The organism is Corynebacterium sp. NML 120412, assembly GCF_002285155.1.
In the GTDB taxonomy this organism is placed as follows: domain Bacteria; phylum Actinomycetota; class Actinomycetes; order Mycobacteriales; family Mycobacteriaceae; genus Corynebacterium; species Corynebacterium gottingense.
This window is the reverse complement of the sequence record NZ_NSGL01000003.1, coordinates 106,016-131,674: the sequence shown is the minus strand read 5'-3', so window position 1 is coordinate 131,674 and position 25,659 is coordinate 106,016. Positions and strand designations below refer to the sequence as shown.

28 protein-coding genes are annotated in these 25,659 nt (G+C 66.7%); 14 read left to right on the top strand and 14 right to left on the bottom strand.

The features are described 5' to 3' along the window. Nucleotides 1-66: 66 nt before the first annotated feature. From CKJ84_RS08825 to CKJ84_RS08815, 3 genes are all read right to left on the bottom strand, one after another. Complete coding sequence (locus tag CKJ84_RS08825) at nt 67-576, bottom strand: SpaA isopeptide-forming pilin-related protein (RefSeq protein ID WP_095546696.1); 510 nt, start codon at nt 574-576, stop codon at nt 67-69. A 381-nt stretch (nt 577-957) separates the two neighbouring features. After that, a complete protein-coding gene (locus tag CKJ84_RS08820; protein ID WP_095546695.1) occupies nt 958-1,797 on the bottom strand; it encodes a hypothetical protein in 840 nt (279 codons plus the stop codon). A gap of 124 nt (nt 1,798-1,921) precedes the next feature. Further along, nucleotides 1,922-2,599, bottom strand: a complete 678-nt coding sequence (locus CKJ84_RS08815) for a hypothetical protein (RefSeq protein WP_095546694.1) — start codon at nt 2,597-2,599, stop codon at nt 1,922-1,924. Nucleotides 2,600-2,626: 27 nt separating this feature from the next. On the opposite strand from CKJ84_RS08815, the gene CKJ84_RS08810 reads away from it, so the two are divergent. Continuing rightward, entirely contained in the window at nt 2,627-2,920 is a 294-nt protein-coding gene (locus CKJ84_RS08810) for a rhodanese-like domain-containing protein (protein ID WP_095275609.1), read from the top strand. Between the two features lie 93 nt (nt 2,921-3,013). Further along, on the top strand, nt 3,014-3,457 hold the full coding sequence (locus tag CKJ84_RS08805; protein WP_095546693.1) for a MarR family transcriptional regulator: 444 nt from the start codon (nt 3,014-3,016) through the stop codon (nt 3,455-3,457). 57 nt (nt 3,458-3,514) lie between these two features. Here CKJ84_RS08805 and ppk2 read toward each other — a convergent pair whose 3' ends face one another. The 4 genes from ppk2 to groL all read right to left on the bottom strand — a co-directional run bounded on the left by ppk2 (nt 3,515) and on the right by groL (nt 7,198). Next, complete coding sequence (ppk2, locus tag CKJ84_RS08800; RefSeq protein ID WP_095275641.1) at nt 3,515-4,414, bottom strand: polyphosphate kinase 2; 900 nt, start codon at nt 4,412-4,414, stop codon at nt 3,515-3,517. A gap of 337 nt (nt 4,415-4,751) precedes the next feature. Then, nucleotides 4,752-4,880, bottom strand: coding sequence for a hypothetical protein (locus tag CKJ84_RS12610; RefSeq protein ID WP_255396015.1), 129 nt, complete (start codon nt 4,878-4,880; stop codon nt 4,752-4,754). A gap of 92 nt (nt 4,881-4,972) precedes the next feature. Next, the gene (locus CKJ84_RS12235) at nt 4,973-5,131 is read right to left on the bottom strand and encodes a hypothetical protein (protein WP_158221635.1); all 159 of its coding nucleotides are present in this window, start codon (nt 5,129-5,131) and stop codon (nt 4,973-4,975) included. 426 nt (nt 5,132-5,557) lie between these two features. Beyond that, complete coding sequence (gene groL, locus CKJ84_RS08795) at nt 5,558-7,198, bottom strand: chaperonin GroEL (protein ID WP_095546692.1); 1,641 nt, start codon at nt 7,196-7,198, stop codon at nt 5,558-5,560. Nucleotides 7,199-7,415: 217 nt separating this feature from the next. Here groL and CKJ84_RS08790 point away from each other — a divergent pair, with 217 nt between their 5' ends. The 7 genes from CKJ84_RS08790 to CKJ84_RS08760 all read left to right on the top strand — a co-directional run bounded on the left by CKJ84_RS08790 (nt 7,416) and on the right by CKJ84_RS08760 (nt 15,510). After that, on the top strand, nt 7,416-8,753 hold the full coding sequence (locus CKJ84_RS08790) for a dipeptidase (protein ID WP_095546691.1): 1,338 nt from the start codon (nt 7,416-7,418) through the stop codon (nt 8,751-8,753). Between the two features lie 235 nt (nt 8,754-8,988). Further along, the gene (locus CKJ84_RS08785) at nt 8,989-11,976 is read left to right on the top strand and encodes a Na+/H+ antiporter subunit A (RefSeq protein WP_095546690.1); all 2,988 of its coding nucleotides are present in this window, start codon (nt 8,989-8,991) and stop codon (nt 11,974-11,976) included. Then, a complete protein-coding gene (locus CKJ84_RS08780; RefSeq protein WP_095275614.1) occupies nt 11,977-12,468 on the top strand; it encodes a Na(+)/H(+) antiporter subunit C in 492 nt (163 codons plus the stop codon). Then, the gene (locus tag CKJ84_RS08775; protein WP_095546689.1) at nt 12,458-14,308 is read left to right on the top strand and encodes a Na+/H+ antiporter subunit D; all 1,851 of its coding nucleotides are present in this window, start codon (nt 12,458-12,460) and stop codon (nt 14,306-14,308) included. The genes CKJ84_RS08780 and CKJ84_RS08775 overlap by 11 nt, the downstream gene beginning before the upstream one ends. Beyond that, nucleotides 14,309-14,830 (top strand): Na+/H+ antiporter subunit E, encoded by a 522-nt coding sequence (locus tag CKJ84_RS08770; protein ID WP_233125625.1) that lies wholly within the window; start codon nt 14,309-14,311, stop codon nt 14,828-14,830. Between the two features lie 3 nt (nt 14,831-14,833). Further along, entirely contained in the window at nt 14,834-15,112 is a 279-nt protein-coding gene (locus CKJ84_RS08765; protein ID WP_095275616.1) for a monovalent cation/H+ antiporter complex subunit F, read from the top strand. Further along, nucleotides 15,109-15,510, top strand: coding sequence for a monovalent cation/H(+) antiporter subunit G (locus CKJ84_RS08760; RefSeq protein ID WP_095275617.1), 402 nt, complete (start codon nt 15,109-15,111; stop codon nt 15,508-15,510). The genes CKJ84_RS08765 and CKJ84_RS08760 overlap by 4 nt, the downstream gene beginning before the upstream one ends. A gap of 30 nt (nt 15,511-15,540) precedes the next feature. Here the strand turns inward: CKJ84_RS08760 and CKJ84_RS08755 are convergent, their stop codons facing one another. The 4 genes from CKJ84_RS08755 to CKJ84_RS08745 form a co-directional block, all read right to left on the bottom strand. After that, on the bottom strand, nt 15,541-16,677 hold the full coding sequence (locus CKJ84_RS08755; protein WP_095546688.1) for a glutamate--cysteine ligase: 1,137 nt from the start codon (nt 16,675-16,677) through the stop codon (nt 15,541-15,543). Nucleotides 16,678-16,751: 74 nt separating this feature from the next. Further along, nucleotides 16,752-17,456, bottom strand: a complete 705-nt coding sequence (locus CKJ84_RS08750; protein WP_143340349.1) for a LytR C-terminal domain-containing protein — start codon at nt 17,454-17,456, stop codon at nt 16,752-16,754. Continuing rightward, on the bottom strand, nt 17,368-17,832 hold the full coding sequence (locus CKJ84_RS12080) for a hypothetical protein (RefSeq protein WP_143340348.1): 465 nt from the start codon (nt 17,830-17,832) through the stop codon (nt 17,368-17,370). The genes CKJ84_RS08750 and CKJ84_RS12080 overlap by 89 nt, the downstream gene beginning before the upstream one ends. A gap of 87 nt (nt 17,833-17,919) precedes the next feature. Next, entirely contained in the window at nt 17,920-18,147 is a 228-nt protein-coding gene (locus CKJ84_RS08745) for a DUF3263 domain-containing protein (protein ID WP_233125623.1), read from the bottom strand. A 16-nt stretch (nt 18,148-18,163) separates the two neighbouring features. Here CKJ84_RS08745 and CKJ84_RS08740 point away from each other — a divergent pair, with 16 nt between their 5' ends. From CKJ84_RS08740 to cls, 5 genes are read left to right on the top strand one after another with little or no spacing between them, the layout of a single operon-like run. Then, a complete protein-coding gene (locus CKJ84_RS08740) occupies nt 18,164-18,736 on the top strand; it encodes a peptide deformylase (protein WP_207758789.1) in 573 nt (190 codons plus the stop codon). A 19-nt stretch (nt 18,737-18,755) separates the two neighbouring features. After that, entirely contained in the window at nt 18,756-19,850 is a 1,095-nt protein-coding gene (locus CKJ84_RS08735; RefSeq protein ID WP_095546686.1) for a hypothetical protein, read from the top strand. Then, nucleotides 19,850-20,827 (top strand): GNAT family N-acetyltransferase, encoded by a 978-nt coding sequence (locus CKJ84_RS08730; protein WP_095546685.1) that lies wholly within the window; start codon nt 19,850-19,852, stop codon nt 20,825-20,827. Before CKJ84_RS08735 ends, CKJ84_RS08730 begins: the two co-directional genes overlap by 1 nt. Nucleotides 20,828-20,887: 60 nt before the next feature. Then, nucleotides 20,888-21,679: an exodeoxyribonuclease III gene (locus tag CKJ84_RS08725; RefSeq protein ID WP_095546684.1), complete on the top strand. Its 792-nt coding sequence runs from the start codon at nt 20,888-20,890 to the stop codon at nt 21,677-21,679. Continuing rightward, nucleotides 21,676-23,190, top strand: a complete 1,515-nt coding sequence (gene cls / locus CKJ84_RS08720; RefSeq protein ID WP_095546683.1) for a cardiolipin synthase — start codon at nt 21,676-21,678, stop codon at nt 23,188-23,190. The genes CKJ84_RS08725 and cls overlap by 4 nt, the downstream gene beginning before the upstream one ends. Nucleotides 23,191-23,523: 333 nt before the next feature. Here cls and CKJ84_RS08715 read toward each other — a convergent pair whose 3' ends face one another. The 3 genes from CKJ84_RS08715 to CKJ84_RS08705 are packed head-to-tail and all read right to left on the bottom strand — an operon-like array spanning nt 23,524 to nt 25,637. Then, nucleotides 23,524-24,252: an ABC transporter permease gene (locus tag CKJ84_RS08715; protein ID WP_158221688.1), complete on the bottom strand. Its 729-nt coding sequence runs from the start codon at nt 24,250-24,252 to the stop codon at nt 23,524-23,526. After that, on the bottom strand, nt 24,245-25,183 hold the full coding sequence (locus CKJ84_RS08710; protein ID WP_095546681.1) for an ABC transporter ATP-binding protein: 939 nt from the start codon (nt 25,181-25,183) through the stop codon (nt 24,245-24,247). Before CKJ84_RS08710 ends, CKJ84_RS08715 begins: the two co-directional genes overlap by 8 nt. Then, nucleotides 25,176-25,637: an NUDIX domain-containing protein gene (locus CKJ84_RS08705; protein ID WP_095546680.1), complete on the bottom strand. Its 462-nt coding sequence runs from the start codon at nt 25,635-25,637 to the stop codon at nt 25,176-25,178. Before CKJ84_RS08705 ends, CKJ84_RS08710 begins: the two co-directional genes overlap by 8 nt. Nucleotides 25,638-25,659 lie beyond the last annotated feature (22 nt).

The following is a 25,659-nucleotide window of genomic DNA, read 5'->3' as shown; positions in this document are numbered from 1 at the left end:
GTGGGGATGACCTTTTTAAGAGATGACTAACGGCGTGCTTAGAAAGAGTACAGCTTCGCCCACCAATTAGCCAGTTCGCCGTCCGCGCCGCCACAGCCCGCAGAAACCAGCGCTGAGCATTATCGACGCCACGCCCACCCACACTATAAGCCCCGCACCACCAGTCTTGGGCAGGTTCCCCTGGCGCACGTTGGCGAGGGAGACACTGACGGTGTTCGCGGCGTCGATGAGCTGCACGTTCTCCCCTGGCGCGCCCGCCCACAGCCCCACCATCGGCGAATCCTGAGAAAACGCGCCGTCGGGTCCGCGGAACTCAAGGACGTCCGTCTCCCCCTCGCGCACGACGCGCAGCACAATCGGCTCGGCGAGCAGTGAGTAGCCGGCGGGCGCCTTCGTCTCCACAAGCTGGTACTCCCGGCCGCGCTCGAGGGCGGCTCCGGTGGTGAGGAAGCCGTCGGGGGTTGGGGCGAGGGGAATGGGGGACGACGGGGCGTCGATAAGCGGACGAAGCTCAAGGCCGGCCTCGAGGGCCACGGTGCGATCCTGGTGATCCACCTTGCGCACGCGCAGCTGCACGGGGCACGGCGCGGTGGCGACGTTGTCGGCCGGGGTGAGCTCGCCGCCCGTATTGCGCGCGGTGACGGTGTTGGGGGTGCAGGTGCCGGTGGCGCGGGCGTAAATTTAACATGCAGACATTTATGCAGCTCGTTTGCACTTCTTAGCCAAATAGCTAAGACCCCCGACCTGGGAAATTGAACGTTTGACTAAAACACCAAAGGTTGCCCAAAGTGCGGTGAAGCACACTCAACCCCTGGGTGTTCTTCGCCACAGCACCTCGCTCGGGTGTGAGCAAACGGGGGGGATAGAAAACCAGGAGGTAGGACACAAAAAGGGGGCGCCCGCACATCATGCGAGCGCCCCACGCAGCCGACGATCCAGCCGGCGGCGTCCACAGGGCTACACCAGGTACCGGCGTCCCACCACAAAGACCGCTGCGCCGACCGCGGAGGCGATCAACAGCGCCACGAGCGCGCGCGCCACTGTGTTGGAGCCGGTCTCGGCAGCCATGCCGCGGGCCTGTACCTCGGCCGCGCCGGCAACAGCATCCGCGGTCACGGGCGCGGCCTGCTGCTGCACCTCCACAGCGGGTGCTGCCTCACCGTCGGCCTGCTCGGTCTTACCACCGGCCCGGGCCTCCTCCAACCCCTGCTCACGGATCGCACCAGCGTTGTCCGTCACCAGCTGCGCCGAGGCCTCCGCCTCCTCCCGCGTCGGGGTTTCAGCAACGCGGGCCACGTCAGCAACGTAGGTGGCGCCGTCCTTGTTCAGGTAGTAGGTCTGCCCGTCCACATTCAGCACAGACGGGAGCGCGACCAGGCCGCCGGCAACTGGCGCCGGGTTGTTCGAGTCCACCGCGTCCGCGTCGAGCACCTGCTCCGCCGGCGCCTGGTCCGCGTCGGGCTGCACCGGGGTGGCAGGCTGGTCGCCCTGCTGGCTCTCCGGCGCGTCGGCGGGAGCAGCCGGGGCGGAGGGGGCGGGCGCGGGGGCGTCGATAAGCCCTGCGACTGCTGCCCTGGTCACGTCGACCGCACGCTCCTGGTCGTCGGCGCTCAGCTGCGCGTAGGGGGTGGCGACGAGGTTGGCGTCGGACACGTAGTGGTCCCCAGCCTGGTTGAGGAAGTAGGTGGCGCCGAGGGCGTCCGTCACCTCGGCGGGGAGGTCCTGAGCGCTGGCGAGCGGGGCCGCGGTGAGCGTGAGCACACCGGCAAAGGCGACGGCGAGGGAAATGCGGTTCATGGTGGTCTCCTGTCTCGAGCGAGGGTCACTCTCAAGTTCACCTTTAGACTTTACACAGAGATGGCGCGTTTTCCCAGGAGTCACACGTAACACATTGGCAACGATTGTCTCGCGGGTCCGCCGGCTACTCGGCGGCGTCCACCGTCGCGTCGTCCACCACGCCCGCAAACTGCCACCCCACCACCGCGTTGCGCACCGCCGCGGCAAGTGGGTTCACCGGCTGGATGCAGGAGATGGTGAGCAAGCGACCGGGCATGGGCTCGGTGCCCCACACGGAGGCGTCGTCAGCCAGCCCCTCCTTCTCCGGGTCGTGCAGGTCCGTCGCGCGGTACTCCAACCACTTGCCCGCCGCGCGCGAATCCTGCGTGCGCAGGTAAAGCGTGTCCCCCTCGCGCACGTTGTGCGCATTCGCGCGCGCGTCGTACAGCCCGTCAAACACACCGTGCACCGCCGCGCCGGTGTGCCCCGCCACCACGACAAGGTCGCCAGCACCCGGGCCCGGGAGCTGATACGGCTTCCCCTCCGCCGTGTACGCGCACGCCTTGCCCATCGACGCCGGATTGATCGCGCCGTCCTTCACCCGGCAATCCCCCTTCTCAAACTCGGCGCGCAAGCCTATCTGCGGCACTGCCATCTCCACCGGCCGCGACTGCCCAATCGGGCCCACCTCACCCGGCTCCCCTCCCCCGCATCGGCTCAGCAGCGCCACCGGCAGCGCTAACACCGCCACCAGCACCGCAAGCACCATCGCGCGCCGCACCCAATACACCCACTGCGGGCGACGCGGTCTCCGGGATCCCATGGCGCAATAGCGTATAGGATCGGCCCCATGAAAACAGTCAATGTCACAGAAGTACCGCAGGGAGCACAGCTTATCGACGTCCGCGAGCCCGACGAGTTCGCCATCGCCCACGCCGCGGGCGCTGTCAATCTTCCCCTGTCCAACTTTGTCGGCCTAGCAGACAAGATCGACCCGGACCAGGACATCTACGTCATCTGCAAGTCCGGCGGCCGCTCAGCCCACGCCGCCGAGTACCTGGAGCAGGCCCGCGGTTGGGACAATGTCATCAACGTCGCTGGTGGCACAGACGCCTGGCTCGCCGCCGACCTTCCCACGGAATAGCCACCTACCCCGGCAAAACACACCGCCCGGCGGGGGCAGTTTTCCGCGCACCTGTAATTGATTGAATTAGCCAACTAACCGTATGATGTGGGCATGGCAACGCACGACGAGCTCCCCAACGCACTCACTAAGTCCCCGTCCTTCCAAATCGAGCGGGTCCGCCGCCACACCAAGGAAGAGGTGGAGCGCACCCTGCTCAAGCACGACGTGAGCATGCGCGGCTTTTGGGTACTCACCTGCGTTGACAACACTGCGCTGTCGCAGTCGCAGCTGTCCAGCCTGCTGGCTGTTGACGCCTCCGACATGGTCCGCCTCGTCGATTCGCTGGAGAAACTGGGCTGGGTCAAGCGCGACCGCGACCCGAAGGACCGGCGCCGCCAGATCGTCACCGCGACCAAGAAGGGCTCCAAGGCGTTGGGGACGCTCGCCGCGGAGGTCGCCGATGCTGAGGACCGCGCCCTCGACGCGTCCAGCGCCAAGCAGCTCAAGAGCCTGAAGAAGCTGTCGAAGGCGATTCTGCAGGACGAGGACCAGTAGGGGCGTCGATAAGCGAAAAGCCCGGCCCCCACGGGGACCGGGCAATGAGGCGCGAGCTTAGTCGCCGATCTGGTCGCGGCCGCGCTTGACAATCAGCGGGTCCGGCTCGCCGACGAGCTCGTGGTCCTTGTTCGTGTACTCAAACTTGGACAGGATGTAGCGCATCGCGTTGAGGCGGGCGCGCTTCTTGTCGTTGGACTTGATGGTCACCCACGGGGACTCGTCCGTATCGGTGTAGCGGAACTGCTCCTCCTTGGCGCGGGTGTAGTCGTCCCACTTGTCCAGCGAGGCCAGGTCCATCGGGGACAGCTTCCACTGGCGGACCGGGTCCACCTGGCGGATGGCAAAGCGGGTGCGCTGCTCGCGCTGGGTCACGGAGAACCAGAACTTGGTCAGCGAGATGCCGGAGCCCAGGATCATGTTCTCCAGCATCGGTACCTCGCGGAGGAACTCCGCGTGCTGCGACTCGGTGCAGAAGCCCATGACGCGCTCGACGCCCGAGCGGTTGTACCAGGAGCGGTCAAAGAACACGATCTCGCCCGCGGACGGGAAGTGCTCAATGTAGCGCTGGAAGTACCACGAGGTGGACTCGCGCGGGCTGGGCTTCTCCAGCGCAACCGTACGGGCACCACGCGGGTTGAGGTGCTCGTTGAAGCGCTTAATGGTGCCGCCCTTGCCGGCGGCGTCGCGCCCCTCGAAAAGGATGATGTGGCGCTGGCCCGTGTCCTTGGTCCAGTTCTGCCACTTCAGCAGCTCGATCTGCAGCGCGCGCTTTTCCTTCTCGTACTCCGCGCGGCTCAGGCGCTCGTCGTACGGGTAATTCTCACGCCAGGTCTGAATCGGCGTGCCGTCCGGCATCATGAGCACCGGATCGTCTTCATCAGTATCGTCAACAACCCAGCCCTCGACCTCTGCCAAGTCGATCAAAGGGAGTTCATCATCCTTGTGGTCAGCCATGTCCTTAAGTTTACCGCCCGTCTGGGGTTTGTGTTCGATGGAAGATTGAGAGGTGGAATCGGAGGTCAGTTTCGCCGGGGTGTCCGCCTGGTGTGCGTTGTGGGCCTTCGCCGCGGGCTTCGGGTCCGGGGCCCTCCGAGTCGATTCCGGCACCGGAGCGACCAGCTTCTCCTCGGATGCGAGCGCGCTGGGATCCTTGGCCGGCTGAGTTGCTTCCGGCTTCGGGCGGGGAGCCTCCAGCTCAAGCTGCGCTTCGCCGGTTCCGCGCACGCGACCAAAGAGACGCCTTAAACGCAAAACAACCCCGCGCAGCGGCGGGGTTGTAAGGCGGTTTGTCTTACGCGACAAGGCCGATCAGCTCGCCCAGGTTGCCAGCCGCCTTAGCAACTGCGCCCAGGATGCCGAGCAGTGCGCCTGCAACGTGTGCGTCAGAGGACAGAAATGCCCAGTTCTGAAGTGCTTCCATGATGTTCTCCTTTTAACGAGTGACCCTATCCAAGGCCAATGAGGTGAGTGTTGAAGTTTGCGCGTTGCCGAAAATGGACGCGCGAGAGACGACTACTTGGAGGCAGTGTCGTTCGGGAGCTCCTTGGCAGCGGTGCCCAGGGAGCCGAAGCGGATCAGGATGTCCGGGATGCCGCGGAACAGCTCGACGAAGTTCTTACCAAACTTGCCGAAGTCCTTCAGCATGTCAGCGATGGTAGAGAGGTCACCCATTGTTTTCCCCTTACGTGTAGGTGCCAGAATGTCTGGCTCTTGATTGACAGTGTCCTGACACCCGCCGTGGGGCATCACACGAAGTATTTTGCCACAGCATTGTGAGCTCGCAAGTGTTTCGGCGAAACTTTTTCCTCGCCAAAATCGGCCCCCATTTGAGAGTTTGTTCACCCAAACGCAACCTTTTTCCAAGGTTCACCGCCAACCTGCGCCGTTACAGCTTTGTTATGGTGCTACTAAGTTAACTGTCTCTTAACTCCGGCGGGGCGGCGTAACGGGGGTTGCGGTGGCGTCGATAAGCAATGCCCCCACAGAGACGGACATTTCCCCACATACGGGGGTATACGGGCTGGAAGGGGCCGAAGGAGACAGCAAAACGCCCCAAGCAGCGCGGGGCTACTCGGGGCGTTTCGGGCGCAAACGGGCTTACATCATGCCCATGGCCTCCGGGTCCATGCCGGCACCTGCGGCGCCAGCCGGCTCCGGCTTGTCAGCAACGACAGCCTCGGTGGTCAGGAACAGACCAGCGATGGACGCGGCGTTCTGCAGCGCGGAGCGGGTCACCTTGGCCGGGTCGTTGATGCCCTCGGAGAGCATGTCAACGTACTCGCCGGTCGCGGCGTTCAGGCCCTGGCCCGCGGGGAGGTTGGCAACCTTGTCCGCAACGACGCCCGGCTCCAGGCCTGCGTTGTGGGCGATCTGCTTCAGCGGGGCGGAGAGTGCCTCGCGGACGATCTTCACGCCCGTAGCCTCGTCGCCGGTCAGCTCCAGGTCGCCCTCGAGCTCCTTGGCCGCCTGCAGCAGGGCCACGCCACCGCCGGCGACAATGCCCTCCTCCACGGCAGCCTTGGCGTTGCGCACGGCGTCCTCGATGCGCATCTTCTGCTCCTTGAGCTCCACCTCGGTGGCGGCGCCGACCTTGATCACCGCAACGCCGCCGGCCAGCTTGGCCAGGCGCTCCTGCAGCTTCTCGCGGTCATAGTCGGAGTCGGAGTGCTCGATCTCGGCGCGGATCTGCTTTACGCGGCCCTCGATCTGGGCCTGGTCGCCAGCGCCCTGGACCAGGGTGGTCTCGTCCTTGGTAATGACGGCCTTGCGTGCCTGGCCGAGCAGCTCGATGCCGGCGGTCTCCAGGGACAGGCCGACCTCCTCGGAGATGACCTGACCGCCGGTGAGAATAGCCAGGTCCTGCAGCATCGCCTTGCGGCGGTCGCCAAAGCCCGGTGCCTTCACGGCGACGGACTTGAAGGTGCCGCGGATCTTGTTCACCACGAGGGTGGACAGGGCCTCGCCCTCGACGTCCTCAGCAACGATGAGCAGCGGCTTGCCCGACTGCATGACCTGCTCCAGGACCGGGACGAGCTCCTTGACGTTGGAGATCTTGCCGGAGACCAGCAGGATGTACGGGTCTTCCAGCACGGCCTCGCCGCGCTCCATGTCGGTGGCGAAGTAGGCGGAGATGAAGCCCTTGTCAAAGCGCATACCCTCGGTCACCTCGAGCTCAACACCGAAGGTGTTGGACTCCTCGACCGTGATGACGGACTCCTTGTTCACGGTGCCGTTGCCAACCGCGTACATCGCCTCGGCGATCTTGGCACCGATCTCCGGGTCGGAGGCGGAGATGCCGGCCGTGGAAGCGATCTGCTCCTGGGTCTCCACTTCCTTCGCGGAGTCGAGCAGGTGCTTGGACACCTTGTCGGTCGCGGCCTGGATGCCGCGCTTAATGCCCATCGGGTTGGAGCCGGCCGCAACGTTGCGCAGACCCTCGCGCACGAGCGCCTGGGCCAGGACGGTTGCGGTGGTGGTGCCGTCGCCAGCGACATCGTCAGTCTTCTTGGCAACTTCCTTCACCAGCTCGGCGCCGATCTTCTCGTACGGATCCTCGAGCTCGATTTCCTTCGCGATAGTCACGCCATCGTTCGTAATGGTCGGCGCGCCCCAAGACTTCTCCAGGACAACGTTGCGCCCCTTCGGGCCAAGCGTCACCTTCACGGCGTCTGCCAGGGTGTTCAGGCCGTTTTCGAGGCTGCGGCGTGCTTCCTCGTCGAATGCAATGGTCTTTGCCATGTGAGTTTGTTGCTCCTTATTTATTGTGGAACGAGTACTCAATTCGTCGGTTCAAGCAGGCGCCCGCGACGGCACGGCTGCTGAGTGGTGCAGCCTCACCCGCTTAGCACTTGGCATCTCCGAGTGCTAGGACCCATTTTTAGCACTCACCCCCAGCGAGTGCAAGCACCATTTGCTTATCGACGCCCACCGTTTCCCCAATGGTAGCGTCGCCCCCATGAGTGAATTCACACCGGACCGCACACGCATCTTCGCCGACCTGGCCAAACTGGTCTCTTTCAACTCCCCGCACTCCACCCCGGAGCTGGCCGACCAGCACGAGGCCGCCTGCGCCTGGACCGTCTCCGCCCTCGAGGGCCTGGGTCTCACCGTGACCCGCCACGCCACCGTGGACAACGCGGACACCATCGTCGCCGTCAAGGAGCCGGTGGGCGACGCCCCGACCGTCCTCCTCTACTCCCACTACGACGTCGTCCCGGCGGGCGACCCGTCGGTGTGGACGAATGACCCGTTCGAGCTCACCGAGCGCGACGGCCGTTGGTATGGCCGCGGCGCCGCCGACTGCAAGGGCAACCTGGCCATGCACCTCGAGGCACTGCGCCTGGTCGAGGCCGCCGGCGGCACCGACCTCGGCCTGAAGGTCGTCGTCGAGGGCTCCGAGGAGCTCGGCGGCGACGACGGCCTGGGCAAACTCATCGAGGCTGAGCCGGAGATCTTCCGCGCCGACGCCATCCTCATCGCCGATTCCGGCAACGCCGCCGTGGGCGAGCCCACCCTGACCACCTCCCTGCGCGGCGGCGCCCAGGTGAAGGTCACCGTGGAAACCCTCGAGGGCGCGATCCACTCCGGCAGCTTCGGCGGCGCCGCCCCCGACGCGGCCCACGCCCTGATCCGCATCGCCGATTCGCTCTTCGACGAGCACGGGCGCACCACCATCGACGGCGTCGACACCACCGCCAAGTGGACCGGCGACGCCTACGAGCGCGACACCTTCCGCACCGACGCGGGCGTCCTCGACGGCGTCCAGCTCCTCGGCACCGTCGATGACGACCCCGCCGACATGTGCTGGGCACGCCCGGCCGTCACCATGATCGGCTTTACCTCCACCCCGGTCGCTGAAGCGGTCAACGCGGTAAACCCGCGCGCCGAGGCCCAGTTCAACCTGCGCGTCCCGGCCGGTCAAGACGCCGCCGAGATCGCACAGAAGATGGAGGAGCACATCAAGGCCCACACCCCCTGGGGCGCCAAGGTGACCGTGGAAATCAGCGGCGTCAACGCCCCGTTTGCCACCGACCCGGAGCGCCCAGCCGCCGCGAAGCTCGGCGAGTGCCTGCGCGAGGCGTACGGCACCGACAAGCTCACCCTCATCGGTTCGGGCGGCTCCATCCCGCTGACCAACACGCTGCAGGAGCAGTTCCCGGATGCTGAGATCGCCCTCTACGGCGTTGAGGAACCCGCCTGCGGCATCCATGGCGTGGACGAGTCCGTCGACCCGACCGAGATCGAGCGCATCGCCGTCGCCGAGGCCAGCTTCCTCCGCCAGTACGGCAAGTAAGCCACCCTCGGCCGCTCAGGGCGCGGTCACGATGCGGCCACAATTCGGTAGCGGAATAGTTATCTAATCGGTACAGTTGGACGCATTGGCCGCGCCTATTCTTTTCGACGCGCCCCACACACTCGCACGAGTTTCCAATTCATGGCCGCTTTGTGCCTCCTTGGGCCGCTTTGTTGGGCTTGTTGGGCTCGGTATGAGAACTCGATCCGTACATGCCCAAGGAGAGGTCCGCACTTTGCTCACGCTGCTCGCCGCGCTCATCATCGCGACGATTGCCGCACCCCCGCTCATCAGGTTCTGCGGCCGGGCAGCGTTCGGCTTGCTCGCCACGGTCCCACTCGGCGGTTTCATCTGGATGGCCAGCCTGTTCCAGCGGGGCATCTTTACCGACGAAGGCGAGATCGTTGCCAGCTACGCCTGGATGCCCTCCGTCAACCTCAACCTGGAGTTCCGCCTCGACCCCCTGGCCGGGTTGTTCTCCCTGATCATTTTGGGCGTCGGTGCCCTCGTCCTGCTGTACTGCTGGGGCTACTTCGACTCCAACCCGCGCCGGTTGGCCAAGTTCGGCGGCGAGCTCACCATGTTCGCCACCGTCATGTACGGCCTGGTCATCTCGGACAACTTCCTGCTCATGTACGTGTTCTGGGAGTTGACGTCCATCCTGTCCTACCTGCTCGTCTCGTACTACGGCGAGCGGGCGTCGTCACGCAGGGCCGCGATCCAGGCGCTCATGATCACCACCATGGGCGGGCTGGCCATGCTGGTGGGCATCAACCTGCTCGGGTTCAACGCGGGCATCTGGAAGCTCAGCCAGATCCCGCAGTTCGCAGACATCCAGAACACGCCGGCGATCTCGGCGGCGATCGTGCTCATTATGCTCGGCGCACTGACCAAGTCCGCCCAAGCCCCGTGGCACTTCTGGCTGCCCGGCGCGATGGCGGCGCCCACCCCGGTGTCCGCCTACCTGCACTCGGCGGCGATGGTGAAGGCGGGCATCTACCTGGTCGCCCGTCTGGCGCCGGACATGGCGGCCGTGAGCACCTGGCACCTGGTGGTCATCTCCACCGGCCTGTTCACCATGCTGCTCGGCGGGTGGATGGCGCTGAAGCAGCGCGACCTCAAGCTCATCCTGGCATATGGAACGGTCTCCCAGCTGGGCTTTATCACCGCGGTGATCGGCGTGGGCTCGCGCGAGGCGACGATGGCGGGCCTGGCCATCACGTTCGCGCACTCCATGTTTAAGGCGACGCTGTTCATGATCGTCGGCGCGATCGACCACACGACCGGCACCCGCGACATCGGCGAGCTCTCCGGCCTGGGCCGCAAGGAACCCTTCGTCGCGTTCCTGGCTGTCGTGTCGGCGGCGTCGATGGCGGGCCTGCCCCCGCTGTTCGGATTCATTGCCAAGGAGTCGGCGCTGGAGGCGATCCTGCACGAGGAGTCGCTGCACGGCATGCCGGGCCACATCACGCTGGTCGTGCTGGTGGTCGGCTCCATCCTGACAATGGGCTACTCCCTGTACTTCCTGTGGGGCGCGTTCGCCACGAAGGCGCAGCACCGCGAAACCGGCGTCTCCCCCGCCGTGGCAAAGATGCACCACATCGGCCCGCTGCTGTCCGCCTCCCCGGCGATGCTCACGCTGGCCACCATCGCGTTCGGGCTCCTGCCCGCCTGGCTGTCCAACGCCATCAACTCCTACCTGGACGTCCGCTTCCCGCGCGACGAGGGCGCGCCGTTGAAGCTGTGGCACGGCATCACCACCCCGCTCATGCTCACCGTGGTGATCGTCGTGGCCGGCACCGTGTTGTTCTGGCAGCGCGACCTGATCCGCAGGGTCCGCTTTGACAAGCCGGCACTTGGCGACGCCGACGAGATCTGGGATCTCATCCTCCACCAGCTCCGCAACGCGTCGCTCAAGCTCACGGCGTCGACGCAGCGCGGCTCGCTGACCATCAACCTGGCGGTCATCTTTGCCACGCTCATGGTGGTCCCGCTCGCCGCGCTGATTCTGGGGCAGAGCAACGACATCCACATGTTGCTGTGGGACAACCCGTGGCAAGGCCTTGTGGTCTGCATCCTGTGCGCCATGGCGATCTTTGCCACGCTGCAGCGCAACCGCCTGTCCGGCGTAGTCATGGTCGGCCTCACCGGCTACTCGCTCGCGTTCATCTTTGCGCTGCACGGTGCCCCGGACCTCGCGCTCACGCAGGCTCTGGTAGAGACCATCGTCATGGTGGTGTTCATGCTGGTCCTGCGCAAGATGCCCACGGAGGTGGAGCCGCGCAACGACGACAACCGGCTGCGCGCCTGGCTTTCCATCGGCACGGGCCTCTCCGTGGTGATCGTGGCCATGACGGCGATGTCGGCGCGCGTGCAGGACCCGGTGTCCAAGTACATGCCGGACCTGGCGTACGAGATCGGCCACGGCCGCAACACCGTCAACGTGCTGCTCGTGGACCTGCGCGCCGCCGACACCTTTGGAGAGATCCTGGTCCTGGTCATCGCCGCCACCGGCGTGGCCAGCCTCATCTTCGGCACGGGCACGTTCGGGCGCGAGTCCCGGCGCCCCACCCTGTCCACCAACAAGCCCCGCTGGCTCGCCTCGGGCGTGGACTCGGAGACGGCGCAGAACCGCTCCATCATGGTCGATGTGGTCACGCGCATCCTCTTCCCGTCGATCATGCTCCTGTCCTTCTACTTCTTCTTCTCCGGCCACAACGCCCCCGGCGGCGGCTTTGCGGGCGGCCTGGTTGCCGCGCTCGCGTTCACGCTGCGCTACCTGGCGGGCGGCCGCGCGGAGATCGACGAGGCGCTGCCGGTCGACCCCGCGAAAATCCTGGGCACGGGCATCCTCCTCTCCGCCGCGTGCGTGGTGGTACCGCTCTTCTTTGGCAACCCGCCGCTCACCACCGGCTACGCCTCGCTGGCGCTGCCGCTCATCGGCGAGTTCGACGTCCCCTCGGCGCTCGTTTTCGACGCCGGCGTGTACGCCATCGTCGTCGGCCTCACCTTGCACATCCTCGGCTCCATGGGCGCGTACCTGGACCGCGAGGAAGACACCCGCAAGCAGCGGGCCCGCGACCGCGCCCGCGAGCTGCAGGAAAAGAACAAGCGGCGCCGGGAGCAGCAGGCGCAGCGGCGCGCCGCCAGGGAGTCCGAGCGGGCTTCGGCTGGAGGCGCGGGATCGTCGATAAGCAACCAAGCCCAAGAAGGGAGCAAGTAGATGGAAGCGAACCTCTTCCTCCTGATCGGCTCGGGCGTGCTCATCGCGTGCGGGGTGTACATGATGCTGGATCGGGCGATGACCCGCATGATCCTCGGCGTGCTGCTGATTGGCAACGGGGCGAACCTCCTGCTGCTGCAGTCCGGCGGGCAGGCGGGCTCGCCGCCGATTCTCGGGCGCGAATCCGAGCAGTACGCGGACAGCGCGGATCCGCTCGCGCAGGCGATGATCCTCACCGCCATCGTGATCTCCATGGCCATGAGCGCGTTCATGCTCGCGCTGGCGTACCGGCAGTACCGTTACCGCACCGACGACATCATCGAGCGCGACGAGGAGGACCGCGCGATTGCGAAGCGGCCGACCACGCCTGCGGCCGCGCCGGACCACGACCGCTCCGACGACCCGGAGACCGGCAAGCCGAGCGTGTCCGGCGACTCATTCGGCCCGCGCTCGTTCGAGACACCCGTGAAGGAGGCGGAGAATGACCAGTAGCCTCTTCGACTTCGCCGACTGGGCGCTGCCCGCCATGCCGTACCTGACGGTGATGCCGCTGATCCTGCCCGCCATCGCGGCGGCGCTCATCCTGGTCTCGGGCAAGCACGTCCAGCTGCAGCGCGCCATCGCGCTCACCACGCTGTTCGCGCTCGCCCTCATCGCCGGCGCCATGATCATCATCGCCGACGTCCACGGCATCCAGACCGTGCACATGGGCGGCTGGGACGCCGTCGTGGGCATCACGCTCGTGACGGACCGGCTGTCCACCATCATGCTGTTCGTCTCCGCCACCGTGCTCTTCGCCGTCATGTGGTACGGCATCTCGCAGGGGCTTCGCGACGGCGACGAGGACGACCCCATCGCCGTCTTCCTCCCCGTCTACATGCTCCTGTGCATGGGCGTGAACCTCTCCTTCCTGGCCGGCGACCTGTTCAACCTGTACGTCGGGTTTGAGATCTTCCTGGTTGCCTCGTACGTCCTGCTCACCCTCGGCGCCTCACCCGGGCGCGTGCGCAGCGGCATCGGCTACGTGATGGTCTCCATGGCCTCGTCCATGGTCTTCCTTGTCGCCCTGGCCCTGGTCTACTCCGCCGTGGGCACCGTAAACATGGCGCAGGCGGGCATGCGCATGGAGGAGATCCCTGACGGCACCCGCGCCGCCATCTTTGCCACCCTGCTTGTTGCGTTTGGCATCAAGGCGGCCGTGTTCCCGCTGGACGCGTGGCTGCCTGACTCCTACCCCACCGCGGCCTCCCTGGTCACCGCCGTGTTCGCGGGCCTGCTGACCAAGGTGGGCGTGTACGCGATCATCCGCATGCGCTCCACCGTGTTTACGGATGGCTCCCTGGACACCCTGCTCATGTGGGTGGCACTGCTGACCATGATCATCGGCGTGATGGGCGCACTTGCCCAGAACGACATCAAGCGACTGTTGTCGTTCACGCTGGTCTCGCACATCGGCTACATGATCTTTGGCATCGCGCTCGGCTCCATGACGGGCCTGTCCGGCGCGATCTTCTACGCGGTCCACCACATCCTCGTGCAGACCTCCCTGTTCCTGGTCGTCGGGCTGGTGGAGCGCCAGGCCGGGTCCGCCCAGCTGCGGCGCCTGGGCTCCCTGCTGTACACGGCCCCGATCATTGCCATCCTGTATTTCATCCCCGCGCTCAACCTGGGCGGCATCCCGCCGTTCTCCGGCTTCCTGGGCAAGGTAATGCTCATCCAGGCAGGCGCAGACGACGGGTCCTGGCTGGCCTGGGTCCTCATCGGCGGCGCGGTGGTGACCTCGCTGCTCACCCTCTACGCCATGATCCTGGTCTGGTCCAAGGGCTTCCTGCGCGACCGCGCCGACGCCCCCGAGGGCAACGTGGCCATGGCGCGGCCGTCCCTGCTTGCCGAGCGCGGCGAAACCACCCAGTTTGAGCAGCGCGACGACGTCGGCCGCCTGCCCGCGGGCATGCTCCTGTCCACGGCGCTGCTCGTCGCCGCCTCCGTGTCCATCACCTTCCTGGCAGGACCGATCTCCAGCATCACGGACCGCGCGGCGGAGTCGGCGCAGGACAGCTCCATCTACCGCAACGCGGTGCTGGAGGGCCCCGTAGGGGCGGACAGCGACGAGCCGACCCGGCGCCCCGAGCGCTTCACCACCCCGCACTCGGACTACGGCGCATCCGACAACCTGGACCGCCACCACGTAGAGCGGGACCAGCGAACCCCCGAAGGCGGCGAGGGCGTTTCCACGGAGACCGTGCCCACGCCCGTCGCTGGGGATACGGAGGAAGCGACGCCGGGGGCGGAGGCGCAGACAAGCACGAGCACCGACGGAGGTGAGGAGTAGATGCTGGAGACGATGCAAGGCGTCAGGCACCGGTTCCGGCCGCTGTTTGTGGTGTGGCTGACGCTCATGTGGGTGCTGCTGATGGGCGAGCTGAGCTGGGGCAACGTCGCCGCCGGGCTCGCGCTCGCGCTGCTGATCGTGCTGCTGCTGCCGCTACCGCACATCCCCAACGCCGGCTACAAGGTCCGGTGGGGCAAGCTGGTCCTGTTCGGGCTGGCGTGGCTGCGCGACCTGCTCATCGCGTCGGCGAAGGTGAGCTGGCTCGCCCTGCGCCCCGCGGCGCCGCCGAAGAACGCCATCCTCACCGTCCCCATGCGGCTGAGCAGCGAGTTCGTCCTGTACCTGGCCACCTGCGCGTACAACCTGCAGCCCGGTGGCTCGGTTACGGACATCAACCTCGCCGACCGCGAGTGGACCATCCACGTCCTCGACGCCGCCGACCCGCACGCCATCCAGCGCGAGATTGATAACGTCGCCGCGCTCGAGCGCCAGATGATCGACATTTTTGAGAGCAGGAGCTAACCCATGGACCCAACCCTGTACAACGTCTTCCTCTGCATCGCCGCCGTCTTCATCGCCGTCGGCTTCCTGCTGCTGGCCTGGCGCGTCATCGTCGGCCCCGACTCCATGGACCGTCTGCTGGGCAACGACGCCATCACCGCCTCCCTCCAGTGCGCCCTCGCCCTCTACGTGTGCTGGACGCTGGATACCACGGTGGTCAACGTCATGATGGTCATCGCGCTGCTCGGCTTCATCGCCTCCATCTCCGTCGCCCGCTTCCGCAAGAGGGATGGTTCGCTGTGAATTGGGCAATGCTTTTCGACGCCATCTCCCTCCTCTTCATCCTCCCCGGATCCTTCATGGTGTTCTCGGCGGCGGTCGGCGCCGTCCGGTTCGGCTCCACCCTGGCCCGGGTCCACGCGATTACCAAGCCGCAAACCACCGGTCTCCTGCTCATGTTCGTGGGCACCATCATCCGGCTGGTCAGCTCCCCCAGCTTCTCCGTGCACGAGCGCGGTGACCTGGGCATCCTGGTGCTCCTGGTCCTATTCGCGCTGATGACCAACCCGGTCACCGCGCAGCGCCTCGGCCGCGTGGCCAGGCGCGAAGGGCTCTACGGTTCCGAGGACCAGCTCACCCGCAACGATCGGCCCGCCGCCTACCACCCGCGCCGCGTCAACCCGGACGCGCCCGCGGACTAGAGCTCGCCGGTGGCAGGTCGCCGCCTTGGACTACCGGGGCGGCTGCATCTCCTGCATCTCGTCGCAGGTCGCGTCCACCACGCGCTTCCAGTCCCCGGTCGCCTCGTAGATTTTCCGCTGCCGTTGGTAGGCCGCCCCGTCGCGCAAAATCTCGCGCACGAGCTCCAGCTCCTCCACGCAGTCAAGCTCCTCCGCGATGGGTGCGAGCTCCACGAGCATGTCGCGCAGCTCATCCTTTACCCAGCGCTCGTCGGTGTCGCGGCTGGTAATCACGAGCGCCTCCATGCCGTAGCGGGCGCCGCGCCACTTGTTTTCGGCGACGTGCCAGGGCTGCAGCGTCGGCAGCGCTTCGCCTGCGGACAGCTTCCTGTCGTAGTACACCACGAGGCAGTGCGTGAGGGCGACGATTCCGGCGAGTTCGCGGAGGTTCGAGGGGGCGTCGCTAATGCGCACCTCGATCGTGCCCCACTTGGCGGCCGGGCGGACGTCGAAGTGCATGCTTCCCGTATGGCTGATCACGCCGGAGGTCTGCTGGTCACGCATGAAGCCGACCCACTCGTCCCAGTCGCGGAACTGGTACGGCATGCCCGCGGTGGGAAGCTGCTGGTAGAGCATGGTGCGGTTTGAGGCGTAGCCGGTGTCAATGCCGTCCCACCCCGGGCTCGACGCGGAGATAGCCAGCAAGTGCGGGTAGTGCGCCATGATCGCGTTGATGATGGGCCACACGCGGTCCTCGTGGCTGATGCCTACGTGGCAGTGCACGCCCCAGAGCAGCATTTGCTGCCCCCAATACTGCGTGCGGTTAATGATCTCCTGGTACGTCAGCTTGGGGCTGAGCGGCTGCTCGCGGAAGTCCGAGAACGGGTGGCCGCCGCTGGCCCACAGCCGGAGGCCCTGCTGCTCCGCGGCGCTGCGGACCTTGCCCAGGTCGGCGTTGAGCGCGCCCATCGCCTCGCGAGTATTGCGGCAGATCGGGGTGACCAGCTCGATGGTGTTTTGCAGGAACTCGCGCTCCAGCCGGGTCCCCGGGTGCTCGCGTTCCACCTGCTCAATGACCTTTTCGGCTTGCGGAACGAGGTCGCGCGTCTCGGGGTCGACGACGCAAATCTCCCACTCCACGCCCAGCGTGGGCTCCGCGGATCGAGCAAAATCGCGATAAGGATCCATGTGGTCAAGTGTAAGTCGGGGTGCCCCGAAACTTCGTCAATTTGTTTCAGGGCAATTGCTTATCGACGCCCCCGTTACCGCCCCGCAAGCACAACCGTAATCGCGTTGCGGTTCTGGATGGCCTCCGACGGCAGCTGGGTCTCCCCATCCGGCAGGTCGTTGTTCGCACGCGGCGTGCCGCCGACGCGCTGCGCCACATCGGCCGCCACCTGGTCCGCCCCCGCCACCTGCGGGTTATAGAACACGTACGTCTCCGGGAACACGCCGAACGTCTGCTCCGGCATATTCATCGCCGCCGGGTCCTGCGACTGGTTGGCCACGTGGTACTGGCCGCCCAGCTCGCCGGCCGTCTTGTTGGCCAGCTCCGGCACGCCCGAGTTGTTAAAGACGTAGACCTGCGCGTCCTGCGCCGTCAGGCCCGGGGTGGCCGGGTTGTTAGCGGGAGCAGCGGGCGCAGCGGGGGCGGCCTCGCCGGCATCGCCATTCGCGTTGGCGTCCGGGTTGTTGGTGTCCGGGTTGTTGAAGTCCGGGTTCTGCGCATCCGAGTTGTTGGTGTCCGGGTTCTGCGCGTCGCCGTCCTGGCCCGCGTTTTCCTGGCCCGGCGCCGGTGCGGCCGCGCCGTTGTTGGCACCGTTCTCGCCCGCGCCGTTGGGCTGCGCGGCGTCGCTCGCCTGGCTGCTCTGGGTCTCTTCAGCGGTGTTGCTCGGGGAGTCGTCGCCCTTGTTCAGCGCAAACACGGCCCACAGCGCGAGCAGCACGCCGACTGCAAGCAGGATCATGCCGAGGCCGCGCTTCGGGAGCCCCGCTGCCGCGGCGTCGCGCGAACCAGTCGCGCGAACCAGCTGCACCCGCACCAGCTGCGCCCGCAGCGCCGGCCGTGGCCACGGTGGATCCGCCCAGCGCCCCGCGGCGCTCCTCTTCCTCGTCAACCAGCTCGGCCTCGACCGGCTCCGCCTCTACGTACTCCGCATCCTCGTACGCTGTGTCGTAGTACCTGTCGTCGGCGTAGCGGTCGTCTACGTACCTGTCGTCGGCGTAGCCGTCACCGTATTCTTCCGGCTCGTCGGCGCGCCGGTGGGCGCCACGGTAGTCGTCACGTTCGCGCGGGAACTCGTCTCGTCCGCGATGTCCATCACCAGGGTTCACAGTATTCACATGCGCCACTCTAAACCCTCAAGCCATACTTGAGGCAGAGGTGCGCGTGTGACACGCCGAACGCTGATCGTCGTCAAGCGCAAAACGCTACCCAATCTCGCGCGCCTCCCGCACCGCGCGCAGCCTCCGGACCAGCTGCGGCGCGTACGCGAGCGCCTCGGGCGACTCCAACAGCAGGTTCAACCGCTGGTAGTACCGGGTGGGATTCAGCCCGAGCTCTCGCCGGATCGCTTCCTCCTTCGCGCCCAGGCTGCGGGGCGCGTGAGCTTCGAAGTCGAGGAGTTCGCGGTCGGAATCGGAAAGCGTCGAGAGCATGCTTAATATAGTAGGCATGACGATTCGACCCATCGTGATTTACGGCGACCCTGTCCTGCACAACCCGACCCGCAAGGTGGAGCAGCCCGTGGAGGAGCTGCAGGAGCTCATCGCCGATATGCACGAGACGATGGACGCCGCGCACGGCGTCGGCCTGGCCGCGAACCAGGTAGGCGTTGACCTGCGCCTGTTTGTGTACCACTGCCCGGACGGCGACGAGATGCGCCGCGGCACAGTGATCAACCCGGTGTTGGAGACCAGCGAGATCCCCAAGACCATGCCGCGCGACGACGGCGAAGATGACGAGGGCTGCCTCTCCGTCCCCGGCGAGGGCTTCCCCACCGGCCGCGCGGACTGGGCCAAGGTCACGGGCCTGGACGAGCACGGCAACGAGATTGCGATTGAGGGCACCGGGTTCTTCGCCCGCTGTTTGCAGCACGAGGTGGGCCACCTTGACGGTAAGGTGTACACCGACGTACTGACCGGCCGCTACAAGCGCGAGGCCAAGCGCGCGATCAAGGCCAATGGTTGGACCGAACCGGGCAACACGTGGCTGCCGGGCACCGACGAGGACCCGTTCGGCCACTAGCCCAAGAGGGAAGGAACTTATGCGTACCACCGCCGCCATCGCCGCAGGCACGATTGTGCTCGCCGCCGCGCCGTTCGCATCGGCCGAGGAGCCGCTGGAGCAGTTGCTTATCGACGTCACCGCGTCCCACAACTCCCACTCCGAAACCCTCGAGACCCAGCAGGAGGACATCGACGCCGCCAAGGAATCCGGTGACGACGAAGCGCTGGTCGAGGCCCAGGACGCCTACCGCGCGACCCTGAAGGAGTGGCGCACCGACCTCATCGACGCCGCCGATGACCTGCGCGAACTGCGCCAGGACGCAGAGCAGGAGGCCGAGGAGTCCGGCACGCCCCTGAGCAAGGAAGACAAAGAAGCCTTCACCGAGGCGGCGGACGCCATCAAGGAGGACCGCAAGACGGTCCGCGAGCTACGCACCGAGGTGCTCGGCGACGACGAAGCGGTCTGCCTCCCCGGCCTCGTCGCCGGCGACACCGGCCTGGGCGGCCTGCTGGGCACGACCGCCATGGACGCGGTCGAGCGCTCCGAGCAGGGCGACAAGCGCATCGCTTTCGACTGTGCGCCGGAATCCGCCCACGCCACCACCGAGGTGAAACGCGCGGAGGAGCCGACGACGGTAGCGGGGTCGACGGAAGCGTCGACAAGCGTGAGCGCTGAGCCGAAAGAGCCGGAAGCGACCGAAGCGACCGGGGAGCCCAACGTGCGGTACCGCGCGAACGTGCTCGCGGACAGCGACGAAGAGGACGACGAGACGACCTCGTCCTCCACCTCCAACGAGTCGAGCACCACCAGCACGTCCACCAGCACCTCCACCAGCTCGCCGGCGGAGACGACCACGGGGACCGCGTCGAGCACAACGAGCTCCTCGAGCAGCACATCCGAGAGCACCTCGGCGACCGCGATCCTGCACAACCGCACGACGTCGGCGAGCTCGTCCACCAAGTCGTCGACCACCACGCGCACGACCAGCAGCACCCGCTCCTCCTCCACCACCACCGAGGAGGACGAGCGCGAGGGCGACCTCGCCGAGACCGGCACGCCGATGCTCAACCTGATCGTGCTGGCACTGCTGCTCACGGCAGGTGGCGTGTTCCTCGTGCGCCGTCCGGCGTAATGTCGCGCATCTTCCGCTCCGACGAGGTGGCCGTCGGCGACCGCGTGGTCGTGCGCCAGCGCCGCGGCGAGATGGCCAGCGACGTCATCGGCCACGTCCTCAGCCTCACCCCGCTGGTCATCCGCCCGCAGGAGGTCGGCGGTTTCCCGTCGTTCAAGGACGCGGTGGAGATTCGGGACGTCCACATCATCAAGAAACTGTCGCCGCGCACCGTCCGCAACTCCGACATCCGCGCGATCGAAACCGCCACCGCGCGCGCATTTCCGGGCCAAGAGCAGCAGCTTATCGACGGCTGGCTCGCCCGCTCCGGAGCCGAAATCGCCGAGCGGTCCAACTCCGCCGCCCCCATCGGCCACTCCGCCTCCCTGCAGCCGGTCCCGCTCGACGCGCTCCGCGAGTTCTACGCCGAGCGTGACATGCCGGTGCAGCTGCTGGTGCCGGAGCGCATCGGCAAACCGGCGCTGCGCCTCATCGAGGGACACCCGGACCGGTGGGAGCTTGGCGAGGAAATCCTGGTCATGACGGCGCCGTGCGAGGACGACCCCGCCGAACCCGCGGGCGCTGACTTCCGCGTCGACGACACGCCCGACGCCGACTGGCTCGCCATGTACCACTTCCGGGGCGCCGCGCTGCCGGAGGACGCGGTGCTCGACCTGGCGTCGCACATCGAGGGCCGCATCGCCTTCGCCCGGCTCGAGCGGGGCGGGCGAACCGTCGCCGTCACCCGCGCGACGCTTACGGAGTCCGACGACGGGCGCACCTGGCTCGGCTACTCCGCCGTGGAGGTCGCCGAGGACTGCCGCCGCCAGGGCCTGGGCACCCAGCTCACCCGGCAGCTGCTCGCGTGGGGCGCGCAACAGGGCGCCGAGCGCGCCTACCTGCAGGCCCGCGTGAGCAACACGGCTGCGCTGGCGATGTACCACAAGCTGGGGTTCCTGGAACACCACCGGCACCGGTACGCCCGGTTGTTGGGGTGAGTCGGGTGGGGGTGACGTGGCGTCGATAAGCACTGCCCCGAAAACGCTAAGGTGGTGAGCATGCGAATTGCCACTTGGAACGTCAACTCGGTGCGGACGCGCGCCGATCGCATCGCTGCATTCCTCGAGCGGCAGGACGTGGACGTGCTGACCATGCAGGAGACGAAGACAGCGGACGCCAAGTTCCCCTACTCCACGTTTCAGGCGGCGGGCTACGAGGTCGCGCACGTGGGGCACAACCAGTGGAACGGGGTGGCGATCGCCTCGCGGATCGGGCTCGAGCACGTGCGCGACCACTTCGAGCGGCAGCCCCGCTTTGCCAAGAAGGGCGAGCCGGAGCTGGAGGCGCGGGCCGTCGGCGCGGACTGCGGCGGCGTCGAGGTGTGGAGCCTGTACGTGCCGAACGGCCGCGAAATCGGCGACCCGCACTACGACTACAAGCTGCAGTTCCTCTACTCGCTGCAGGACACGGTGCGGCCCGGCGACCTGCAGGTACTCACCGGCGACTTCAACATCGCGCCCCGCGACGAAAACGTGTGGGACATCGACTGGTTCGACGGCAAAACGCACGTCACGGAGCCGGAGCGCGCCGCGTTCCAGATGCTGGAGGAGACGGGGCTGACCCAGATCACGCACGACGACCTCTACTCGTTCTGGGACTACAAGTCCGGCCGCTTCCCGCGCAACGAGGGGATGCTCATTGACTTCCAGCTGGCCACCGCGCCGCTCGCGGCGAAGGCGACCCGCGCCTGGGTGGACGTGGACGAGCGCCGCGGCACCGGTGCCTCGGACCACGCGCCCGTGATCGTGGATTACGACACGCACGGCCTGGACATCGACCAAGTGCGATGACGTTCTCGTTCGACCTATCGGTCTGGCAGCTCGTTGCCATGACCATTGACTACGCGATCAAGTTCGTCATGATCGGCATCGTGCCGGAGAACCGGCGCCCGGCGTCCGCCAACGCGTGGCTGCTGCTCATCCTCCTGCTGCCCATCGTCGGCCTGCCCCTCTACCTGCTGATGGGCTCGACATTGGTCTCGCGCCGCCGCCACCGCATCCAGCAGCGCGCCACCGCCGCGCTCAACGACATCTACACGCGCACGCCCGACCACCCCGTCGACGCTCGCCTGGCCCCCGACGTGGCATCAATGATCCGACTCAACCGCGAGCTCACTGGCTTTCCCGCCGAATACAGCCGCGTCCGCCACACCTGGACCGACTACGAATTAGTCATGCGCCGCCTTGCAACGCTTATCGACGCCGCCACCTCCTACGTCGACGTCGAAATCTACGCCGTGGCGTGGGACCAGACCACCGGCCCCGTCTTCGAGGCGATGGAGCGGGCCGTGCAGCGCGGCGTCCACGTCCGCCTCCTGTTCGACCACATCGGCTCCATGAAGTACCCGCACTTCCGGACCCTGAAGCGCCGGCTCACCAACGCAGGCATCGACTGGCACCTCATGCTGCCCCTCAACCTGCTGCGCGGCCGCTTCCGGCGCCCCGACCTGCGCAACCACCGCAAGCTCCTGGTCATCGACGGCCGCGTCGGCTTCATCGGCTCCCTCAACCTCATCGACCGCGGCTACCTCATGCCCAACCACCGCCGCGCCGGACGCCAGTGGGTGGACACCTTCATCGAGCTCGAGGGGCCCATCGTCGCCTCCATGGAGTCACTCTTCGCCGTCGACTGGTACACCGAATCCGGCGAGCTCATCGACCTCCACACCGCCGCGGCCCTCCCCAGCCCCCACGGCGAGGACGTCAACCTAGTGCAGCTCCTCCCCTCCGGCCCCGGCTACCAGACCGAGCCCAACCTGCGCAGCTTCAACTCCCTCATCCACCACGCCAGCGAGCGCCTCATCCTCTGCTCCCCCTACTTCGTCCCCGACGAATCCCTCCTAGAAGCGGTAACCACCGCCTGCTATCGAGGCATCCGCGTCGACCTCCTCGTCGGCGAAAAGGCCGACCAGTTCATGGTCAACCACGCCCAATCCTCCTACTACGAGCAGCTTCTAGACGCCGGCGTGCACATCTGGGAGTTCCCCGCCCCTTATGTCTTGCACACCAAATTCGCGCTGGCGGATCCGGGGGTTGGGTCTGGTTCTGGGGGTGGGTCTGGTTCTGGGGGTGGGCGGCCGGTGGCCATCGTTGGTTCCTCCAACATGGACATCCGCTCCTTCTCCCTCAACTACGAGTCCAGCCTCTTCGTCGCCGAGGGCACCCTCCTCCGCGACCTGCACCGTCTTGCCGACACCTACCTGTCCGTCTCCAGCGAACTCACCCCGGAGCGCTGGAACCGCCGGCCCTGGTACCGCCGCTACGTGGACAACGTGATGAAGCTGACCTCCGCGCTGCAGTAGGCGGGGCGCTGGATGACGAGAATGCGTAAAATTTCCAGCTAGCCGCCTACCCAATTCGTCGCGACCTGGGGAAACGTCGCTCCCATGCCTCGGCCCGGGGAAATCTCTCACTCGACCCCCGAATCGCCACCTCAGCTGCAGCAACTCACGCCCCAGGATGACGAGAATGCGCAAAATTTCCCATAGCTTGCCTATCTAAACCGCCCTGGCCTGGGGAAACGCCACGCCCCAACCACGCAGCGCAGAAATCTCTCACGCCCACCCCGCAAGACCTCACCAAAAAAGCCCCCGACCAGCCGCAACCGGCTGCCCAGGGGCACAAAAACCAAACGTTTACGCGTCGCGCTTGTGCAGCAGCACCACGCCGGCCACCCAGGCGACGAGGGCCCAGACGACGAAGATGCCGAGGGAGACGAGTGGGTCGTCGTTCGGCGCCTTTTGGTTGAGCATGAACGCGTTGAGGTCCTTGAACGGCAGGAACCGGTCGACGTGCTCGCCGATCTTGGGGATGACGGGCAGGACTCGCTCCACAAGCAGCATCATGAGCAGCCCGGCGCAGACCGTGACCGCAGTGTTGCGGAGCAGCCAGCCGACGCCTTGGACGAGGACGGCGAGGAGTGCCTCGCCAAGCGGGACAGCCCACAGCGCCCGGTGCACGAACGAGTTGCTGGCCCAGCCGACCGGGTTGTTGTCCACCAGGTCCGCCACCGCGAAGCCGAGGACGAGGCTCACCAACGACACCACGGCGACGAGCACCGCGCCAAGAATCAGCTTGGCCAGGGCGAGCTGCCAGCGCTTCGGCGCGACCCGGAAGTTGGTGGCGGCCATGCCGAACCGGTATTCCGTGGTCACCATCATTGAGGTCTGCACCAGCGTGTACATGGAGAGTACGACGGTGATGACGGCTGCCGTCGTCAATGGCTTCGGGAACGACATCGTGTTGTAGATCCAGCCGGTGAGCGCGGCGTTGAGCAGCGAGAGCACGAGCGCCACGATCGTGCACGCGTAGAACGACGCGGTGGTGCGCAGCTTGGTCCATTCGGCGTTGATCAGATTAAGCACGATTTCCCTCCGGTGCGACGTATTGGGCCTTGTCCATGGTCGAGTGCATGTACGCGTCCTCCAGCGAGGCGTGGCGCTGCGTCAGCTCCGCCAGCTGCACGCCCGCCTCGTGGGCGATGCGGCCGACCTCGTCGCTGGTCAGGTCGGGGATTTCCAGCACTTCGCGCTGCGCACTATCCGCGCCACGCTGCACCCGCGCACCGGCCTGGCCGATTGCGGCGCTCAGGCCCTTCATGTCCGCGACGGTGGCGGTGCGCACGACGGTGGTGACGTTGGAGTTCGACGCGATGAACTCGTGCACCGACGTGTCCGCCACCAGCCGGCCGCGGCCGATGACCACCAGGTTGTCGGCGGTCTGCGCCATTTCGGACAGGATGTGCGAGGACACGAGGATGGTGCGCCCCTCGTCGGCAAGCCGGCGCAGCAGGCTGCGGACCCAGCGGATGCCTTCGGGGTCGAGGCCGTTGACCGGCTCGTCAAGGATGAGGTACTCGGGGTCGCCCAGCAGTGCGGCCGCGATGCCCAGGCGCTGGCCCATGCCGAGCGAGAAGCCGCGGACCTTCTTGTCCGCCACGTCGGTCAGGCCGACCAGTCCGAGGACCTCGTCGACGCGCTGCTTCGACAGCCCCGCCGCCTGCGCCTGCCAGAACAGCGCGTTGCGCGCCGAGCGGTTCGGGTGGATGCCCTTCGCGTCCAGCAAAGCGCCCACGCGGTGGGTGGGGTTGGGGAGGTGCTGGTACAACGTGTCGTCGATAAGCGCACTGCCCGCGGTCGGCGTGTCCAGGCCGAGGATCATCCGCATCGTCGTCGACTTGCCCGATCCGTTTGGGCCGAGAAAGCCGGTGACCACGCCAGGTTTGACGGTGAAGGTGAGGTCATCGACGGCCCGGACCGGACCGTAATGCTTGGTCAGTCCCTGTACTTTAATCATGCGGTTCAGTATGCCCGATAAGGCGATCCAGCGCGGCAGCGAACCCCGGGTGGAGGGGCAGCTCGCGCAGCGCGCCCAGCGGAACCCAGCGCAGCTCCTCGCTCTCCTCGTTCGCCGTGACCGGCAGCTGGGCGCCGTCGTCGGTGCGCGCGATGACGGTGGTGTACGCCCAGCCGGGGACCTCGAACGTGACCACTTCCTCGAGCGGGCGCACGCGGTCCGGGTCGATGCCGCACTCCTCCACCGTTTCGCGCAGCGCGGCCTCGCTGGCGGTTTCGTGCGAATCGCGCGCGCCACCGGGGATGCCCCACGTGTCGCCCTGCGCGGTCCATGCGGCACGGTGCTGCATCAGGATTGCGTCGCCTGCCTGCAGGAAGAGGCCAGCCGCCCCGAATTTGCCCCAGTACTTTTCACCGTGGGGTCCGATGACCCATCCGTTTCCGTCGCCAAGCATGCCCCCACTGTAGACAGACACG

What these genes read in the sequence shown, in the direction of transcription:
- CKJ84_RS08820 (WP_095546695.1), bottom strand. Translation starts at nt 1,797, where the DNA reads ATGAACCGCATTTCCCTCGCCGTCGCCTTTGCCGGTGTGCTCACGCTC.
- CKJ84_RS08815 (WP_095546694.1), bottom strand. Translation starts at nt 2,599, where the DNA reads ATGGGATCCCGGAGACCGCGTCGCCCGCAGTGGGTGTATTGGGTGCGG.
- CKJ84_RS08770 (WP_233125625.1), top strand. Translation starts at nt 14,309, where the DNA reads ATGCTGGAGACGATGCAAGGCGTCAGGCACCGGTTCCGGCCGCTGTTT.
- CKJ84_RS08730 (WP_095546685.1), top strand. Translation starts at nt 19,850, where the DNA reads ATGTCGCGCATCTTCCGCTCCGACGAGGTGGCCGTCGGCGACCGCGTG.
- CKJ84_RS08810 (WP_095275609.1), top strand. Translation starts at nt 2,627, where the DNA reads ATGAAAACAGTCAATGTCACAGAAGTACCGCAGGGAGCACAGCTTATC.
- CKJ84_RS08805 (WP_095546693.1), top strand. Translation starts at nt 3,014, where the DNA reads ATGGCAACGCACGACGAGCTCCCCAACGCACTCACTAAGTCCCCGTCC.
- ppk2 (WP_095275641.1), bottom strand. Translation starts at nt 4,414, where the DNA reads ATGGCTGACCACAAGGATGATGAACTCCCTTTGATCGACTTGGCAGAG.
- groL (WP_095546692.1), bottom strand. Translation starts at nt 7,198, where the DNA reads ATGGCAAAGACCATTGCATTCGACGAGGAAGCACGCCGCAGCCTCGAA.
- cls (WP_095546683.1), top strand. Translation starts at nt 21,676, where the DNA reads ATGACGTTCTCGTTCGACCTATCGGTCTGGCAGCTCGTTGCCATGACC.
- CKJ84_RS12235 (WP_158221635.1), bottom strand. Translation starts at nt 5,131, where the DNA reads ATGGGTGACCTCTCTACCATCGCTGACATGCTGAAGGACTTCGGCAAG.
- CKJ84_RS08765 (WP_095275616.1), top strand. Translation starts at nt 14,834, where the DNA reads ATGGACCCAACCCTGTACAACGTCTTCCTCTGCATCGCCGCCGTCTTC.
- CKJ84_RS08750 (WP_143340349.1), bottom strand. Translation starts at nt 17,456, where the DNA reads ATGATCCTGCTTGCAGTCGGCGTGCTGCTCGCGCTGTGGGCCGTGTTT.
- CKJ84_RS08780 (WP_095275614.1), top strand. Translation starts at nt 11,977, where the DNA reads ATGGAAGCGAACCTCTTCCTCCTGATCGGCTCGGGCGTGCTCATCGCG.
- CKJ84_RS08735 (WP_095546686.1), top strand. Translation starts at nt 18,756, where the DNA reads ATGCGTACCACCGCCGCCATCGCCGCAGGCACGATTGTGCTCGCCGCC.
- CKJ84_RS08740 (WP_207758789.1), top strand. Translation starts at nt 18,164, where the DNA reads ATGACGATTCGACCCATCGTGATTTACGGCGACCCTGTCCTGCACAAC.
- CKJ84_RS08790 (WP_095546691.1), top strand. Translation starts at nt 7,416, where the DNA reads ATGAGTGAATTCACACCGGACCGCACACGCATCTTCGCCGACCTGGCC.
- CKJ84_RS12610 (WP_255396015.1), bottom strand. Translation starts at nt 4,880, where the DNA reads ATGGAAGCACTTCAGAACTGGGCATTTCTGTCCTCTGACGCACACGTT.
- CKJ84_RS08710 (WP_095546681.1), bottom strand. Translation starts at nt 25,183, where the DNA reads ATGATTAAAGTACAGGGACTGACCAAGCATTACGGTCCGGTCCGGGCC.
- CKJ84_RS08775 (WP_095546689.1), top strand. Translation starts at nt 12,458, where the DNA reads ATGACCAGTAGCCTCTTCGACTTCGCCGACTGGGCGCTGCCCGCCATG.
- CKJ84_RS08725 (WP_095546684.1), top strand. Translation starts at nt 20,888, where the DNA reads ATGCGAATTGCCACTTGGAACGTCAACTCGGTGCGGACGCGCGCCGAT.
- CKJ84_RS08705 (WP_095546680.1), bottom strand. Translation starts at nt 25,637, where the DNA reads ATGCTTGGCGACGGAAACGGATGGGTCATCGGACCCCACGGTGAAAAG.
- CKJ84_RS08745 (WP_233125623.1), bottom strand. Translation starts at nt 18,147, where the DNA reads ATGCTCTCGACGCTTTCCGATTCCGACCGCGAACTCCTCGACTTCGAA.
- CKJ84_RS08755 (WP_095546688.1), bottom strand. Translation starts at nt 16,677, where the DNA reads ATGGATCCTTATCGCGATTTTGCTCGATCCGCGGAGCCCACGCTGGGC.